We start from the raw sequence: 17,001 nt of genomic DNA on the forward strand, positions 1-17,001 counted from the left end.
GTGCAGTGTTTACGCCACGATCCCCGCAGCGCGCATCTTGGCGATTTCCGCTGCGGTGAAGCCCGCCGCCGCCAGCACCTCATCGCTGTTCTGGCCGACATGGGGCGCCATGCGCGGCTGCACTTTCTGCGCGCCCTCGATGAAGATCGGCGTGTTGATGGTGCGCAGGTCGCTGTCAGCAAACTGCACGACGGCTTCGGTCTCGCGCATCTGCGGATCGTCCGGAACGTCGGCGGAGATGCCGACGACGCCGAAAATGAGTCCGTTGCCGTCGAGAGTCTTGCGCCAGTGGGCGAGCGGCTTGGTCGCGAACACCTCGTCGAGGATCGCGATCAGGGCCGGTGCGTTCTTGTGGCGGATAGGCTTGGTCTCGAAGCGCGGGTCGGCGGCGAGTTCTTCGCGGCCGATCACTTTCACAAACACCGGCCACTGCTTGTCCTCGTTGAGCAGCGAGAGGATGATCCAGCGGTCGTCGCTGCACTTGTAGTGGCAGGTGACGGCATTCAGCGCGCGGTCGCGCGGCGGGCGCTTCTGGAAGGTCGCGCCGCAGAGGGCCGCCTGCGCATAGATGCCGTTGGACCAGATGCCGTTGACCATCAGGTTCGACATCACCTGCGTACCCTTGCCGGTGCGCTCGCGCTGATAGAGCGCGGTGGCGATGCCTGCGAACATCGACATCGCGCAGGGATGATCGCCCATGCCGGGCATCGAGCGGGCCGGTGTGCTCTCGTCGGTTTCGCGCACCAGGTCCATCAGGCCCGAGCGCGCCCACCATGCGTTGCTGTCGAAGCCCGGCTTGTCGGCTTCCGCGCCGATCTCGCCGTAGCCAGTGAACGACGCATAGACCAGCCGGTCGTTGAGCGGGGCGAGGTCCTTGTAGGTGACGCCGAGCTTCTTGCGGACCGGAGGCGGGAAATTGGTGATGAACACGTCGCAGTCGGCGGCGAGCTTGCGCAACACGGCCTGCCCCTCGGGCTTGCTCAGGTCGAGCGCGAGGCTCTTCTTGTTGCGGCCTTCCAGCATCCACGCATAATTGTGCGGGCTGATGGGGTATCCCGGCAAATTAGGCAGGTTGCGGACCGGATCGCCTGCACCCGGCGGTTCGATCTTGATGACGTCGGCCCCGAAATCGGACAGCGCCGTTGCCGCCGCGGGCGCGGCGATGAAACTGGCGCAGTCGATAACCTTGAGACCTTCGAAAATTCCCTGACCCATGCGGTTTGTTCCCTTTTTTTGTTAAGGGCCGCCTGGGAGGTGACCCAAATCAGTCGTTTTTGCGCTCGTCCGAGATCGCCTTGCCGTCATTCGGCAGCGAACCCGGTGCCACGAGGGTGACATTGCCCTGTAGCTTTGTCACGGCACGCAGGGTCGATGCAACCTCATCCCGGAGCGATTCGCCGCTTGACGGGCATTCCGCAGACAGGGTCATGACATCGACTTCGCTGTCGCGCGTCACAACGAGGCGCAACCGCCCCAGTTCGGGGTGCCGCTTGCCGATTTCGGCGATCTGCTCGGGTCGGACGAACATGCCCTTGACCTTAGTGGTCTGGTCGGCGCGGCCCATCCAGCCCTTGATCCGCATGTTGGTCCGGCCGCACGGGCTTTGTCCGGCCAGCACGGCGCTGAGATCGCCGAGCGCCAGGCGAACCCACGGATGATGCGGATCGAGCGTGGTGACGACGATTTCGCCGACGTCGCCGTCCGCCACCGGCTCGCCGGTTCCCGGGCGCACGATTTCAACAATGATGTTCTCGTTGACCACCAGGCCTTCGCGCGCCGCAGTCTCGTAGGCGACGATGCCGAGGTCTGCGGTTCCGAAATTCTGATAGGCGTCGACGCCGCGCGCCTTCATTTCGTCCTGCAGCGACTTGGGGAACGCCGCGCCCGATACCAGCGCGCGCTTGATCGAGGAGATGTCGCGGCCGGTCTTGTCCGCCGTGTCGAGCAGGATCTTCAGAAAATCCGGCGTGCCGGAATAGCCGACGGGGCGATAGGTTTCGATCAGTTCAAACTGCTGTTCGGTGTTGCCGGGGCCGCCGGGGATCACGGCGCAGCCGAGCGCGCGGGCTGAGCTATCGAAGATGAAGCCGCCGGGCGTCAGATGATAGCTGAAGGTGTTGAGCATGATGTCGCCCGGGCGAAAGCCTGCGGCGAACACCGCGCGCGCGCCGCGCCATGGATCGTCGGCGGCGACTTCCGGTTCGAAAATCGGACCGGGTGAGGTGAACAGGCGGCCGAACGATCCCGCCGGCGAGGATACGAAACCGCCGAACGGCGGCGCGGCCTTGTGCAGCGCGGGCAGTTCGGATTTGCGCAGCACCGGCAGTTTGGCGAGAGCGGCGCGGCTGGTGATGGTGGCGAGGTCGATGCCCTTGAAGCGCTCCGCATAGGCTGGTGCTTTCGCCGCAGCACGCAGCGCGCCGGGCAGCCGCGCGAACAGGTCGGCATCGCGCTCGGATGGCGAGCGGGTTTCGAGAGCATCGTAGTGGTTGGTCATGGGTAGTCCATATGTTCGTCATTGCGAGGAGCGAAGCGACGAAGCAATCCAGTCTTGCGTCAATTCTCACCGCAGGCGTGTGTGGCCATGTCTGGATTGCTTCGCTGCGCTCGCAATGACGGATGTGGTTACAGCCAGCGCTTGCGGCGCTTGAAGCTCTTCAGGTTCTTGAAACTCTTGCGCTGGTCGCCTGCGCCGCCGAGATAGAATTCCTTGACGTCCTCGTTGTCGCGCAGTTCGGCGGCGGTGCCGTCGAGCACGACTTTGCCTTGCTCCATGATGTAGCCATGGCTCGCGACGGAAAGGGCCGCGCGCGCATTCTGCTCCACCAGCAGGATGGTGACGCCGAGGTCGCGGTTGATCTGCTTGATGATGCCGAACACTTCCTTGACCAGCAGCGGCGACAGACCCATCGACGGCTCGTCCATCAGGATCATCTTCGGGCGCGCCATCATCGCGCGGCCGATCGCCAGCATCTGCTGCTCGCCGCCGGAGAGATAACCGGCGAGGCCGGTGCGTTCCTTGAGGCGCGGGAAATACTTGTAGACCATGTCGATGTCGTCATCGACGTTCTTGTCGCTGCGGGTGTAAGCGCCGAGCCGCAGGTTTTCCAGCGCGGTCATGTCCGCGATGATACGGCGGCCTTCCATCACCTGAAAAATTCCACGGCGTACGATCTTGTCGGGATCGATGCCGTCGATGCGCTCATTGTCGAACACGATCTCGCCGCGGGTGACTTCGCCGTCCTCGGTCTTGAGCAGTCCGGAGATCGCCTTCAGCGTGGTCGACTTGCCTGCGCCGTTGGCGCCGAGCAGCGCGACGATCGCGCCCTTCGGCACGTCCATGCTCAGGCCGCGCAGCACGAGGATGACGTTGTCGTAAACGACCTCGATGTTGCGCACGGCCAGCAGCGGCGCGGCTGTTGCAGCGGGAGCAGGCTTTGCGTTGGGTTCAGCGGCTGTTTGCACGTCGGTCGTCCTGGTTGGGCAGGATGCCGCCCCGCGATGCGGGGCGGCGCTGTTGTGTTGAGGTCCGGCTTACCAGCCGAGCCATTCGTTCTTGCGCGGCAGGTCGACGGTCTTCACCTTGTCGAGCTTGATCGCGCCGTTCTTGACGAGGTCGCCGACGGACGCGTCGGTCGCACCGGACACCTTCATGCGATAGATGTCGACCTTCAGCGTCGGGCGGTGATCCTTCTCGGTCCAGGTCGAAGGATTGCAGACGCCTTCCATTCCGGCCGGAACCCAATCCTTCTTCTGATAGAAGGCCTTGAGAACGTTCTCGCCGGTTGCGCCGCCGTTCTTGGCGGCCCAATCGAGAGCTTCCTTCATGTACATCGCGGTGCAGACACCGGCGATGTAGTGAACCGGCCGATAGGTGGTGCCGGCAGCGTCGGACATCTTGGAGATCTCCTGCATGGTCTTCATGCCGGGAGCATTGCCGCCCCAGGCCACTGCGGTGCGCAGCGGGAACACCACGCCGTCGGCGGCCGCACCGGCGGCCTTCGCAGCGTTCTCGTCCATGCCCCAGACGTTGCCCATGAACTGGACATCGACGCCGGCGGCCTTACAGGCGTTCAGCACAGAGATGTTCGAGCCGGCGGTGTTGCCCAGATAAGCGTAGTTCGCACCCGAGCTCTTCAGCGTCAGGCACTGCGCGCTGTAGTCGCCCGGCGTGAGGGCGAACACGATGGCCGGCAGAACCTCGAAGCCGAGTTCGGCGGCGAGCGCTTCACCCGCAGCCTTCGGTGCGTTCGGGTACGGATGGTTCGCGCCCATGTGAACGTACTTCGGCTTGCCGGATTTACCCTTGGTCTTCCAGTCGTCCGCCGCCCAGGTCAGCATGCCGCGCAGTGCGTCGGAATAGCTCGGACCGTAGAACAAGTTGTAGGGCGCAGCCTTGCCCTTGCCGCCCGCGCCGGTCGGATCGGACAGCGCCGCCGAGTACGATGCCGAGATGTCCGGGATCTTGTCCTGGGCGAGGAAGCCGGTGAGGGCTTCGGTATCCGCCGTGCCCCAGCCGATGATCGCGGCGACCTTGTCGGAGCCGGACCACTTCTTGTACTGCGCGATCGCGCGCGGCACCTGGTAGCCGTAATCGACGGTGTCGATCTTCACCGGCTTGCCGCCGATGCCGCCGTTCTTGTTGATCCAGGCGTAGGCGTCGGCGACGCCTTGTCCGTAAGGCGTTCCGACGTCGGATGTCGCGCCGGAATAGTCGGCGAGATGGCCCAGCGAAACCTGCGCCTGAGCTACGCCGGCGGTGCCGCCGAGCAGCAGGGCGAGTGACGCTGTACTCAATAATTTCGTCATGGTCATAAGCGTAATCCTCCGGTTTCCTCTCGAGGTCTTCTTATTGTCTGTCCCGTTCCGACCTCAATGCGAGAACGGGTAGAGTTTCCAGTAAGCCTTGATTTGCCTCCACCGGTGAGCAAGTCCGTCCGGCTCGAAGATCAAAAAGATGATAATGATGACGCCGATGGCCATCTCGCGCAAGAATGCGATGTTGTTCTTGAGTCCCAGAAACTGATCGATGGTGCTGCCGCTGAGCGCGGCGCTGAGCCACTCCATCGATTCCGGCAGCAGCACCATGAAGGCGGTGCCGAGCAGCGTACCCATGATCGAGCCAATGCCGCCGATGATGATCATGGCGAGGAAGATGATCGAGCGGTCGATGCCGAAGCCTTCGTTGGAGACGACCTGATTGTAGTGGGCATAGAGCGCGCCGCCGACGCCGGCGAAGAATGCCGCCAATCCGAACGAAAGCGTTCGGTACTTGGTAAGATTGATGCCCATGATTTCGGCGGAGAGATAATGATCGCGGACCGCCACCAGTGCGCGGCCGTCGCGCGTCCGCATCAGGTTGGTGACCAGCAGATAGCAGACGATGACGTAGGCCAGCACGACGTAGAAATACTGGCGGTCGCCGCGCAGCACCTGGCCGAAAATCGAGAACGGCTCGGCATGTGCCGGAACGCTGCCGCCGGTGAACCATTCGGCGCGCGAGAAGAAGTCGAGCAGGATGAATTGCGCCGCCAGCGTCGCGATGGCGAGATAGAGGCCTTTCAGCCGCGCCGCGGGGAGGCCGAAGATCAGGCCGACAAGTGCCGTGACGAGACCCGAGAGCGGAATGGCGAAGAACACCGGGACGTGGAGCTTGGTCGAGACATAAGCCGAGGTGAACGCGCCGAATCCGAAGAACGCAGCATGGCCGATCGAGATCTGTCCGGTGAAGCCGACCACGATGTTGAGGCCGAGCGCGGCGATGCCGAAGATGCCGATCTGGATCAGTAGGCTCAGCGCATACTCGTTCAGCACGTAGGGTGCAAAACAGATCAGCACGATGCCCGCGATCATCGCGTTGCGGCTGGTCGTGGTCGGAAACACGGTGGTGTCCGCCGCGTAGGTGGTGCGGTAATCGCCTGCGGGAAGGAGGGTATGGCCTGCCATGATCAGATCCGCTCGATGTCTTTGGTGCCGAACAGGCCGTAAGGCTTGATCATGAGGATGATGATGAGCGCGTAGAACGGCGCGATCTCGAACAGGTTGCCCCAGTGGAGATATTCGCTGTCGACAAAGTGCGCGACGTTCTCAAGCAGCCCGATGATGATGCCGCCGACCACCGCGCCGCCGACACTGTCGAGGCCGCCGAGGATCGCCGCCGGGAACACCTTGATGCCGTAAGCCGAGAGGCCCGCCGAAACGCCGTTGACCACGGCGACGACGACACCGGCGACGGCCGAGACGGTCGCGGAAATCGCCCATGCCATCGCGAACACGCTCTTCACCGAAATGCCGAGCGACTGCGCGACCTGCTGGTTGAACGCAGTGGCGCGCATGGCGAGGCCATACTTCGACACCTTGAAGAACCACGCCATGCCCGCCATCATCGCCACCGACACCGCGAGGCTGAGGATGTAGACGGTCTGCACCTGCATCCCGAAAATATTGACGAGCTGGGTGTTGAAGATTTTCGGGAACGGCTGGAGGTTGACGCCGAACATCCATTTCATCAGCGCCGAGAACACCGTGGACAGCGCGATCGTCACCATGATGACGGAAATGATCGGCTCGCCGATCATCGGGCGCAGGATGATGAGCTGGATCAGGATGCCGAAGATGAACATGAAGACGAGCGTGATCGGCATGCCGATCCAGAACGGCACCTGATATTTGGTGAGCAGGAACCAGCACACCCACGCGCCGATCAGCAGCAATTCGCCCTGCGCGAAGTTGACCACCTGCGTCGCCTTGTAGATCAGCACGAAGGACATCGCGACGACGCCGTAGAGCGTGCCGACCACGAGGCCGTTGATGAGAAGTTGAACGAGAAGCTGGGTGTTCACTCGGCGGCCTCCGCCGTCTTGTGTGACGTTCCGAGGTCGATGACGGGCAGGGTGCAGCGGATGCGCTGCGTGGTGCCGTCCTGGAAACGGATCACGGTGTCGATGTCGATGTCGGGCTTGCCGCCGTAGATCGCATTAATAATGTCGGCGTATTTCTCGTTGATCACGGTGCGGCGGACCTTGCGGGTGCGGGTCAGTTCGCCGTCGTCGGCGTCGAGCTCCTTGTAGAGCAGCAGAAACTTGGAGATGCGCTGCGCCGGCGGCAGCGTGGCGTTGACCGCTTCGACTTCCTTGCGCAGCAGCTCGTAGGTTTCCGGGCGCGAGGACAGGTCGGTATAGGTGGTGAAGGAAATCCGGTTCTTTTCGGCCCATTTCGAGACGATGGAGAAGCGGATGCAGAGCATGGCGGCGAGGTAATCGCGCCCGTCGCCCAGCACCACGGCTTCGGCGACGTAGGGCGAGAACTTCAGCTTGTTCTCGATATACTGCGGCGAAAAGCGGTCACCGCGCGCTGTCTGCGCCATGTCCTTGATGCGATCGATGACCACAAGCTGCTTCGCCTTGTTGAAGTAACCGGCGTCGCCCGAATGCATCCAGCCGTCGCGGACTTCCGCAGCGGTGGCGGCCTCGTTCTTGTAGTAACCCGAGAACATGTTGGGATGGCGCACCACGATCTCGCCGACGCCGTTGACGTCGGGATCGCGGATTTCGATCTCGATGGTGTTGCCCATGGCAACGCCGGTGGTGTCGGGATCGACGGCCTCAGGCTGATGCAGGGTAAATGCGCCCAGCGTTTCGGTCTGGCCGTAGAGCGTGCGCAGCGGAACGCCCATGGCGCGGAAGAACTTGAAGGTGTCGGGGCCAAGCGCAGCGCCGCCGGTCGCCGCCGAGCGCAATCGGGTAAACCCGAGACGGTCACGCAGCGCGCGGAACACCAGCGTTTCCGCCACCATCGATGTCTTGCCTTGATCCAGCGCGGAAAGGCCGGCCTTCATGCCGGTTTCATACAGGCTCTGCTTCATCGCGGAGGCGTCCATCACGCGGGCGCGAACGTCGGCGGCGATGGCTTCCCAGATGCGCGGCGCGAACAGCACGAACGTCGGCGCGATCTCGCGGAAGTCGTTCATCATGGTGTCAGCCTGCTCGACGAAGTTCACCTTCATCCGGGAGAGCAAGCCTTTTCCGAGCGCGTAGACCTGCTCCATGATCCAGGGCAGGGGCAGCACCGAGACGTATTCATCGTCCGGGCCTTTCGGGTCGAAGGAGAGATACGTCGCGCAATGGCGCAGCACGCTGCCCGCGGTCAGCATCGCGAGCTTCGGGTTCGACGTGGTGCCGGACGTGGTGCAGAGGATGGCGACGTCCTCGGTGTTGGTGGCATCGACCAGCTGATCGTAAAGCTGAGGCTCGCGCGCGGCGCGCTCGCGGCCCATCTCCGCGAGCTTCGCGGCATCGATCAGCCGGGGATCGCTGTATTTGCGCATGCCGCGCGGATCGGAATAGACGATGTGCTTGAGGTGCGGCGCGCGGTCGCCGAGTTCAAGCAGCTTGTCGACCTGCTCTTCGTCCTCGGCGAACACGATCTTGGTTTCGCCGTAGGTCAGAAGATACAGCACTTCCTCGGGCAGCGATTCGCGATACATACCGAGCGACATGCCGCCGATGGCGTGGGCCGCGATTTCCGCCGCTACCCAGTCCGGACGGTTATCGCCGATGATGCCGATCACATCGCCGCGCTTCAGTCCCAGCTCGATCATGCCGAGCGCGAAATCGTGCACGCGGGTGTGGTAGTCGTTCCACGAGAAAACGCGCCAGAGACCGAAGTCCTTTTCGCGCAGCGCGATGGCGTTGCCGTGCTCCTTGGCGTTGAGCCGCAGCATCTTGGGGTAGGTGTCGGCCTGTGCGACGCGGCCTGCATAATCCATCATGCTGTGGCCTCCGCGACGGGATTGGTGTCATCGAGAGCGTCGAGCACTTCGTCTTCTTCGCCGAGATAGGCCTTGCGGACATGCGGATCGTCCAGCACGTCGGCGGGCAGGCCCTCGGCGATCTTGCGGCCGAAATCCAGCACGGTGACGCGGTGGGAGATGTCCATCACCACACCCATGTCGTGCTCGATCATCATCACCGTCATCCCGTATTCTTCGTTGAGATCGACGATGTAGCGGGCCATGTCTTCCTTCTCCTCGAAGTTCATGCCGGCCATCGGCTCGTCGAGGAGAATGAGTTTCGGCTCCAGCGCCATGGCGCGCGCGAGTTCAACGCGCTTGCGCAGACCGTAGGAGAGGGTGCCGGCGGTCGCCTTGCGCACCGACTGCAGGTCGAGGAAGTCGATGATCTCTTCCACCTTGCGGCGGTGTTCGAGTTCTTCGCGCCGCGCGCCGGTCAGCCAGTACAGCGAGCCGGTGATGAAGTTGTTTTTCAACAGGTGGTGCCGCCCGACCATGATGTTGTCGAGCACGGTCATGTGGTGGAACAGCGCGAGATTCTGGAACGTGCGGCCGATGCCGAGCGCCGCGCGTGCATTCGGCTTGAGGCCGGTGATGTCGCGGTCCTGATAGAAAAGCTGTCCCTCAGTCGGGGTGTAACGGCCGGAAACGCAGTTGACGATCGAGGTCTTGCCGGCGCCGTTGGGGCCGATGATCGAAAACAGTTCGCCTTCCTTGACGCCGAAGCTCACGTCGGTCAGGGCGCGCACGCCGCCGAACCGCAGTGAGACCCCCCGCACCTCCAATGCGTAAGCCACTCAAATCCTCCCAGATACGGCGCTTGGCGCGCTCTTTATCTATGGTTCGATGCCATGGTCCCGATCCTATACCGGGGGGCCGTGGCAAGCCATTCTACTATTGATGTTTTGCGCCGCAGGACGCATTTGCCGTCGTCGTCCTTACGGCAAACCGCGACACTGAAATGTCTTGTGCCTGACAATTCGTTGGGCAATTTCGGTATGCGCGCGGTATACCAAAGGACATTTTACCGCGTCGCAACATTACGCGAAGCGAGGGGCGGTTAAGACAGCATGGTTTCTGCGGAATATCTCAAGCGTATTGCGGTCTGGTCGCGCGGCCTGAATGAGCGGGAAATCGAAGTCGCTCGCGCCGGCGTGATCGAGAAGTCGTTCGGCGCGAACGAATTCATCTGCATGCGCGGCGATCATTTCGAATACTGGATGGGCGTGGTGAGCGGGCTGGTCCGGATCGGCACCGGCTCGCGCGACGGTAAGGCTGTCAGCTTCACCGGCATGACCAACGGCGCGTGGTTCGGCGAGGGAACCGTGCTCAAGAACGAAGCCCGGCGATATGACGCAGTCGCCTTGCGGGAGACGCGCCTGGCGTTGATGGATCGCGCCACCTTCTTCTGGCTGTTCGAGAACAGCGTCGCGTTCAACCGCTTCCTGGTGGGATTGCTGAACGAGCGGCTCGGCCAGTTCATGGGGCTGGTCGAATACGGCCGGATGCTGGACGCCAAGGCGCGCCTCGCGCGTAGCATCGCGTCGTTGTTCAACCCGATCCTGTATCCGGATCATACGCGCCACCTGGACATTACCCAGGAAGAACTCGGCGCGATCTCCGGCATCTCCCGCCAGAACGCCAACCAGTGCCTCAAGACGCTGGAAAAGGAAGGCCTGCTGCGCCTCGAATACGGCGGCGTAACGGTGATCGATCTGGAGAAACTGCGCGGGTACGGGGAATAGCTTCTGCGTCGCAATGTTTCTTCACGTCGTCCCGGCGAAGGCCGGGACCCATACTCCCTGTCGTTGTTTTGATGACAGATCGGACAGCACCGTCAGGGATTGCGCCACAACGAAGACCTAGGGGTTATGGGTCCCGGCCTTCGCCGGGACGACATCCAATATGCTCCTCCTTCATCGAATGCCTTCGGCAAGCCTCACTCGGCCCATTCCTGATCGGTCGTGAACACAATGGACAGCCAGCGGTCGGGGGTGTCGTTGCCGATGGCGTCGCCGATCTCGTCGCGGATCTTGTCCCATTCCTCAAGCCGCCTTGGCGGCAAGCCGGCCGGGACAATGAAGTAAAGCTCGATCTGTCGGCCGCGGCCGACGCGCGCGACATAGGCCCGATATGACAGGAATTGATAGCGCAGCACGATTTGCTGGGCGATGGCCTCGACGTGCTGCATGAGATCGGGTGGTGTGACCAGCAGGGCGTCGGCCAGCGCCTGACGCACGGTGCCGATCGGTATCGGAATGACAATCAGGCAGACGATCGCCAGCGCGGCAGGGTCAATATAGGGCGACATCCATTGCAGGTTCGTACCCTGAATCATGTAGCCGAAGATGAAGGCAACGAGCAGGGCAGCGGTCAGCGCCGCCGACATCATCCAGGCCTTGGCGTCCAGGGCGACAAAATTGGATTTAATGACCCGGTTGGCTCTCGTGTCAAAGATCGCCATGCCGATCGCGGCGAGAGTTATCACGACGGCGTAGATGATCGCCTGGTCGAAGGCGAGTTCGCGCCCTCCCGTCAGCAGGCTGCCGATGGCGGTGATCAGCGCGTAGATCGCGGCGCCGATCAGCAGGATGCCGTTCAGACCGAGAACCATCGGCTCCAGATGCCAGAAGCCCATGGTGAACTGTGCGATCAGCCTCGACCTGGAGCCGCCTTCTCGCGTCGATGCTGCGATCAGGTTGGCGACCAGCAGCGCCAGCATGGTCATGACAGCGTCGATCAGCGCGTAGACGCCGTCGAAAACAATCGCGTAGGACCCCGACAGAAGACCGAACAGAATTCCAAGCCCGGCCAGAACCAGGGTTACAGCGATCGACAGGCGCAGAACGCCTTGTTCTGTTCTCATGCGAGCGCATCCGGCAATTCCGCGGTGTAATCCCTACATCGCGGAGCGGACGGTATCACACCTCAAGCCATTCCTTGCGGATGGCCTGATTGGCCTTGAGGTCGGCCGGAGTGCCCTCGAACACGATGCGGCCGTGGCCCATCACGTAGAGCCTGTGGGAGATGCGCATGGCGATGGACAGCTTCTGTTCAACCAGAAGGATCGCCACGCCGCGTTTGGCGATTTCCGCGATCAGGTCGCCGACCTGCTGCACGATCAGCGGCGCGAGACCTTCGGTCGGCTCGTCGATCATGATGAGTTCAGGGTCGCCCATCAGCGTGCGGCAGATGGTCAGCATCTGCTTCTCTCCGCCGGAGAGCACGCCCGCCGTCGTATCGGCGCGCTCCTTCAGGTTCGGGAACATGTCGAGCATGTTCTCGAGCTTCCACTTGCCCGGATGTTTGGGGTCCTTGACGCCGAGCAGCAGGTTCTGCCGCACGGTGAGGCCGGGGAAGATGTCGCGATGCTCGGGCACGTAGCCAAGCCCGAGATGCGCGATCCTGTAGCTCGGCAGACCGGCGATGTTCTGGTCCTTGAACTTGATGGTGCCGTGTGGCGGCACTTCGCCCATGATCGCCTTGACCGTGGTCGAGCGGCCGACGCCGTTACGCCCCAGCAGGCTGACGACCTCGCCGGCGCCGATATGCATATCGACGCCCTGAAGGATGTGGCTCTTGCCGTAATAGGCGTGCAGATCCTGAACTTCCAACATCAGGCAGCTTCCTCGCCGAGATAGGCTTCCTTGACCTTCGGACTGTTGCGGATTTCCTCGGGTGTTCCGGATGCGATGATATGGCCGTAGACCAGAACCGAGATGCGGTCGGCAAGGCCGAACACCACGCTCATGTCGTGCTCGACGATCAGCAGCGTCTTGCCGACCGTGAGGCGGCGGATCAATTCCACTGCTCGTTCGGTCTCGGCGTGGCTCATGCCCGCGGTCGGTTCATCGAGCAGGATCACGTCCGCGCCGCCGGCGATGGTGATGCCGATTTCGAGCGCGCGTTGTTCGGCATAGGTCAATAGACCTGCCGGCACGTCGCGCCGCGAGGTGAGGCTGATGTCTTCCAGAATGCGCGCCGTCAGTTCGCGCACTTCCGGCAGGTTGTCGACGCTTTTCCAGAACGCGTATTTGTGTCCCGTCGCCCACAGCACCGCGCAGCGCAGGTTTTCCCACACCGTCATGTTGGCGAAGACGTTGGTGACCTGGAAGCTGCGGGACAGCCCGCGCCGGTTGATCTGGTAGGGCGCGAGACCGGAAATCAACTCGCCGCGCATCAGCACTTCGCCGCTGGTCGGCGCCATGTAGCCGCTGATGAGATTGAACGTGGTCGATTTGCCAGCACCATTGGGGCCGATCAGGGCGTGGCGTTCACCCTGCGCAACCCTCAGGTTGAGATCGCGGATCACCTTGGTGATGCCGAAGTTCTTCTGGACGTCACGAATTTCGATGGCGTCGGGCTTCACGGTCGACATCATGCTGCCATTCCCTTCGCACGCGCTGCGGTCAGCGCTTCGTCCCAGGCTATTGCGACCCGCTTCCATGTCATGCGCGCGACGATGAAGCCGCCGACGATCAGGATCAGCGCGAGAACCCATGTCAGGGGACTTGCGGCGTTGAACGGAATGCCGAACGCCTTGATGTTCGGACTTTCGGTCGGATTCATCGTGTAGTGAACGACGGATTCGATCGCGAGCATCAGGCCGATCATGAGCGCAACCGTCGGAACGAGCGCGACGAGATATGACGGCAGCACACGCCCGAGCGTCCCGCCCCTGAGCAGCGGGCGATGCATCATCAACAGTCCGGTGATGCCGCCGGGCGCGAACATCACAACCACGATGAAGAACAGCCCGAAGTAAAGCTGCCAGACGTGGGTCAGGTCGCTCAGTCCGAGCGACAGCAGCGTGACGAAGATCGCGCCGACGATCGGGCCGATGAAGAAGCCGACGCCGCCGATATAGGCCGCGAACAGCACGGTGCCGGACTGCACCGCGCCGAGATAGGCCGAATTGGCGATCTCGAAGTTGATGGCGGCGAGCGCGCCCGCGATGCCGGCAAAGAAGCCCGAGAAGCAGAACGCGATGTAGCGGACCACGTGCGGATCGTAACCGACGAACTGCACGCGCTCGGGGTTATCGCGAACCGCATTGCACATCCGTCCCAGCGGCGTGCGGGTGAGGGCGTACATCGCAATCATGCAGATCAGCGTCCAGGCCGCCACCAGATAGTAGATCTGGATCTGCGGACCGAAATTCCAGCCGAATACGCTCAGCAGCTTGGTGCGGTTGGCGGAAATGCCGGCTTCGCCGCCGAAGAAGGTGCGCAGGATCAGCGCCGAGGAGGCGACCAGTTCGGCGACGCCGAGCGAGATCATGGCGAAGGCGGTGCCTGAGCGTTGTGTCGACACCCATCCGAGCAGGATTGCGAAGGCGAGGCCTGCCAGTCCGCCGATCAGCGGCACCAGCGGCAGCGGGATCGCCCACTTGTTGCCGCCGATGATGTTGATGGCGTGAATGACGAGGAAGCCGCCGAGACCGTAATAGACCGCATGGCCGAACGACAGCATGCCGGTCTGGCCGAGCAGGATGTTGTAGGACAGCGCGAAAATGATCGAGATGCCGATCAGACTGAACGTTGTCAGAGCGCCGCCGGAGCCGAAAACTTTCGGCAGCACCAGCAGAAAGATCGCGACAGCGGCCCAGAGGCCGTAGAACTTGAGGTTATCGGCCGCGGTCGGAGGCGGCGGCGCGACGCGTGCGGTGATATCGCTCATGTTTCACGCGTCCCCAAAAGGCCCATCGGGCGGAACGCCAGGATCAGCACCAGCAGCACATAGGGCATGATCGGCGCGATCTGTGCCACGGTCACATTCCAGATGTCAGCCAGCCATGTCGCGGACCATGCCGGACTGAGCGGCCCAAACACTTCGGAGAGCGAGCCGTTCATCGAGACGGCGAAGGTCTGCACGAGGCCGATCAGCAGCGAGGCGATGAACGCGCCCGGTAGCGAGCCGAGCCCGCCGACCACCACGACGACGAACAGGATGGGTCCGAGGAGGCCGGCCATGTTCGACTGGGTGACCAGCGCCGGACCTGCGATGACGCCCGCCACCGCGGCGAGCGCGGTGCCGACGCCGAACACCATCATGAAGATGCGCCCGACATTATGGCCGAGATGGCCGACCATGTGCGGATGGGTCAGCGCAGCCTGCACGATCATGCCGACCCGCGTGCGCTTCAGCACGACCAGCAGAGCCAGGAAGATGGCGACCGACACCAGCAGCATGAACATCTTGTAGGCGGGATAGTTGGTCGAGAAGATCGTGAAGGCGGGGAAATCGAGCGAGGACGGCACGCGGAAATCCACCGGGCTCTTGCCCCAGATGATCTGCACGACTTCCTCGATCGCGAACGCGAGGCCGAAGGTGAACAGCAGTTCGGCGACATGGCCGTTGCGGTGGACCTGGCGCAGCCCGAAGCGCTCGACGCCGGCGCCGATGACCCCCGCGAGGATGGGCGCGACCAGCAGGGCGGGCCAGAAGCCGAACCACCGGCTGATCTGAAATCCGAAAAATGCGCCGAGCATGTAGAAGCTCGCATGCGCGAAGTTCAGCACGCCGAGCATGCTGAAGATGACCGTCAGGCCGCTGGCCATCAGGAACAACAGCATCCCGAACAGGACGCCGTTCAGTGTGGATATGACGATTAGTTCAAGCACGACCTCAGCACTCCCCCCGGATACATGAAGGTCTCGTGTTCACCCCGGCGCGGGCCGGGGCGAACACAATCAGTTGGCGAAAAAAGCCAGCTTGCGGTGACCTCTTATGGACGGGTCATCTTGCAAGTGGTCGGCAGGACGGTCTTGTCGGCATCGATCTTGGCGACACCCTTCCAGCCCCAGCCGGTCTTTTCTTCGTCAAACGGCTCCTTGTTCTTCAGTTCGCCGAATTGCGCGATGTAGATCGGCTGGAAGAACTGGTGGTCGTCCTTGCGCATGAAGCCCTTGCCGCCGTTGAAGACTTCATAGTCCATGCCTTCGAGAGCAGCGGCAACCTTCACCGGCTCAAGTGACTTGGCCTTTTCGGCAGCGAGCGCGAACATCCGCATTTCGTTGACGGCGCGCGGATAGAACAGGCTGAAGCCATACTTGTCGCGCAGCGCCTTTTCGAACGCCATCGACGACTTGTTGTCGATGTTGGCGTAGCCTTCCGCGACCTGGAACACCTGATCGTTCAGGTTGCCCTGCTTGATCGCGGTCGGGCCGCCGGTGCCGCCTGCGTAGTAGGTGTACCAGTTGACCTTGAGCCCGGAGTCAGCCGCGGCCTTGAGCAGCAGCGCGAAGTCCTGGCCCCAGTTGCCGGTGATGACGCTGTCCGCGCCGGACGCCTTGATCTTCGCGATATACGGCGCGAAGTCGGTGACCTTCAGCAGCGGGTGCTTTTCGTCGCCGACAATCTCGATGTCCGGACGCTTCGTCTTCAGCATCGCGCGCGCGGTGGTGCGCACCGATTCGCCGAACGAGTAGTCCTGGTTGATCAGATAGATTTTTTTGATCGACGGAGTGCCCTTCATGTAGTTGGTGAGGGCTTCCATCTTGATGTCGGAGTTGGCGTCCCAGCGGAAGTGCGAGAAACTGCACTTTTCGTTGGTGAGGACCGGGTCAACCGCGGCGTAGTTGAAGTACAGCACTTCCTTGCCGGGATTGCGCTCGTTGTACTTGGTGATGAAGTCGGTCAGCGCGCCTGCCACCGAGGAGCCGTTGCCCTGGGTGATGTAGCGCACGCCCGAGTCGATCGCCTTCTGGGCCTGGATCAGGCTTTCCTGCGGATTGGTCTTGTTGTCGAGCGGAACGATTTCGACCTTTTTGCCGAGAATGCCGCCCTTGGCGTTCACTTCGTCGGCAAGGAACTGAAACGTCTTGAGGCCGATTTCGCCGACGCTGGCGCCGCCGCCGGACAACGGGTCGATGTAGCCAATTTTCAAGGTGTCCTGGGCCATCGCCGCTCCGCCCAGCATGGGAAGCGCGAACGCCGCAGCCATCATCAATTTACGCATTTTTATCTCCCTGAATTCTCTTTGTGATCGGCCCGTTCTTGCGGGTGGACAGCCAAGATTTTGGGATCTTGTACCGTCCGGGCCGTTCGTGCGGCGGATTGTGGTCCAACACCCCGCAAGCCGCAAGCCCGGTCTCTGGGCGGAATGGAGAATGCTTAATTTGCCCGTCCGGGCAGGACCGTGATAGGGGTCCGGGCCGTTTGCTGGGACCGCGACCGACGGACGCACGCCGTCGTTGGTTGTTTCTGTG

At 62.4% G+C, this 17,001-nt stretch carries 15 protein-coding genes; 1 reads left to right on the top strand and 14 read right to left on the bottom strand.

The features are described from left to right. Positions 1-9: 9 nt before the first annotated feature. From HNQ36_RS20155 to HNQ36_RS20190, 8 genes are all read right to left on the bottom strand, one after another. Positions 10-1,215, bottom strand: coding sequence for a CaiB/BaiF CoA transferase family protein (locus tag HNQ36_RS20155; protein WP_184088013.1), 1,206 nt, complete (start codon positions 1,213-1,215; stop codon positions 10-12). A gap of 49 nt (positions 1,216-1,264) precedes the next feature. Then, positions 1,265-2,497, bottom strand: coding sequence for a phenylacetate--CoA ligase family protein (locus HNQ36_RS20160; RefSeq protein WP_184088015.1), 1,233 nt, complete (start codon positions 2,495-2,497; stop codon positions 1,265-1,267). A 128-nt stretch (positions 2,498-2,625) separates the two neighbouring features. After that, a complete protein-coding gene (locus HNQ36_RS20165) occupies positions 2,626-3,465 on the bottom strand; it encodes an ATP-binding cassette domain-containing protein (RefSeq protein WP_184088017.1) in 840 nt (279 codons plus the stop codon). A gap of 69 nt (positions 3,466-3,534) precedes the next feature. Beyond that, positions 3,535-4,815, bottom strand: a complete 1,281-nt coding sequence (locus HNQ36_RS20170; protein WP_184088019.1) for an ABC transporter substrate-binding protein — start codon at positions 4,813-4,815, stop codon at positions 3,535-3,537. 57 nt (positions 4,816-4,872) lie between these two features. Continuing rightward, a complete protein-coding gene (locus HNQ36_RS20175; RefSeq protein WP_184088021.1) occupies positions 4,873-5,946 on the bottom strand; it encodes a branched-chain amino acid ABC transporter permease in 1,074 nt (357 codons plus the stop codon). A 2-nt stretch (positions 5,947-5,948) separates the two neighbouring features. Further along, positions 5,949-6,842 (bottom strand): ABC transporter permease subunit, encoded by an 894-nt coding sequence (locus HNQ36_RS20180; RefSeq protein ID WP_184088023.1) that lies wholly within the window; start codon positions 6,840-6,842, stop codon positions 5,949-5,951. Beyond that, complete coding sequence (locus tag HNQ36_RS20185; RefSeq protein WP_184088025.1) at positions 6,839-8,770, bottom strand: long-chain fatty acid--CoA ligase; 1,932 nt, start codon at positions 8,768-8,770, stop codon at positions 6,839-6,841. Before HNQ36_RS20185 ends, HNQ36_RS20180 begins: the two co-directional genes overlap by 4 nt. Continuing rightward, entirely contained in the window at positions 8,767-9,588 is an 822-nt protein-coding gene (locus tag HNQ36_RS20190) for an ABC transporter ATP-binding protein (protein ID WP_040425647.1), read from the bottom strand. The genes HNQ36_RS20185 and HNQ36_RS20190 overlap by 4 nt, the downstream gene beginning before the upstream one ends. Positions 9,589-9,861: 273 nt before the next feature. Here HNQ36_RS20190 and HNQ36_RS20195 point away from each other — a divergent pair, with 273 nt between their 5' ends. Then, positions 9,862-10,536 (top strand): Crp/Fnr family transcriptional regulator, encoded by a 675-nt coding sequence (locus HNQ36_RS20195; RefSeq protein WP_184088027.1) that lies wholly within the window; start codon positions 9,862-9,864, stop codon positions 10,534-10,536. A 194-nt stretch (positions 10,537-10,730) separates the two neighbouring features. Here HNQ36_RS20195 and HNQ36_RS20200 read toward each other — a convergent pair whose 3' ends face one another. The 6 genes from HNQ36_RS20200 to HNQ36_RS20225 all read right to left on the bottom strand — a co-directional run bounded on the left by HNQ36_RS20200 (position 10,731) and on the right by HNQ36_RS20225 (position 16,751). Further along, the gene (locus tag HNQ36_RS20200) at positions 10,731-11,657 is read right to left on the bottom strand and encodes a cation diffusion facilitator family transporter (RefSeq protein WP_184088029.1); all 927 of its coding nucleotides are present in this window, start codon (positions 11,655-11,657) and stop codon (positions 10,731-10,733) included. A gap of 55 nt (positions 11,658-11,712) precedes the next feature. Then, complete coding sequence (locus HNQ36_RS20205; protein WP_046827163.1) at positions 11,713-12,408, bottom strand: ABC transporter ATP-binding protein; 696 nt, start codon at positions 12,406-12,408, stop codon at positions 11,713-11,715. Next, positions 12,408-13,172 (bottom strand): ABC transporter ATP-binding protein, encoded by a 765-nt coding sequence (locus tag HNQ36_RS20210; RefSeq protein ID WP_430641388.1) that lies wholly within the window; start codon positions 13,170-13,172, stop codon positions 12,408-12,410. The genes HNQ36_RS20205 and HNQ36_RS20210 overlap by 1 nt, the downstream gene beginning before the upstream one ends. Then, positions 13,169-14,470: a branched-chain amino acid ABC transporter permease gene (locus tag HNQ36_RS20215; protein ID WP_184088031.1), complete on the bottom strand. Its 1,302-nt coding sequence runs from the start codon at positions 14,468-14,470 to the stop codon at positions 13,169-13,171. Before HNQ36_RS20215 ends, HNQ36_RS20210 begins: the two co-directional genes overlap by 4 nt. Continuing rightward, positions 14,467-15,414: an ABC transporter permease subunit gene (locus tag HNQ36_RS20220; RefSeq protein WP_184088033.1), complete on the bottom strand. Its 948-nt coding sequence runs from the start codon at positions 15,412-15,414 to the stop codon at positions 14,467-14,469. The genes HNQ36_RS20215 and HNQ36_RS20220 overlap by 4 nt, the downstream gene beginning before the upstream one ends. 104 nt (positions 15,415-15,518) lie before the next feature. Next, positions 15,519-16,751 carry a branched-chain amino acid ABC transporter substrate-binding protein gene (locus HNQ36_RS20225; protein WP_184088035.1) on the bottom strand — a complete coding sequence of 411 codons (1,233 nt, stop codon included), beginning with the start codon at positions 16,749-16,751 and terminating at the stop codon, positions 15,519-15,521. Positions 16,752-17,001: the final 250 nt, after the last annotated feature.

The organism is Afipia massiliensis (genome assembly GCF_014203115.1).
GTDB lineage: Bacteria > Pseudomonadota > Alphaproteobacteria > Rhizobiales > Xanthobacteraceae > Afipia > Afipia massiliensis.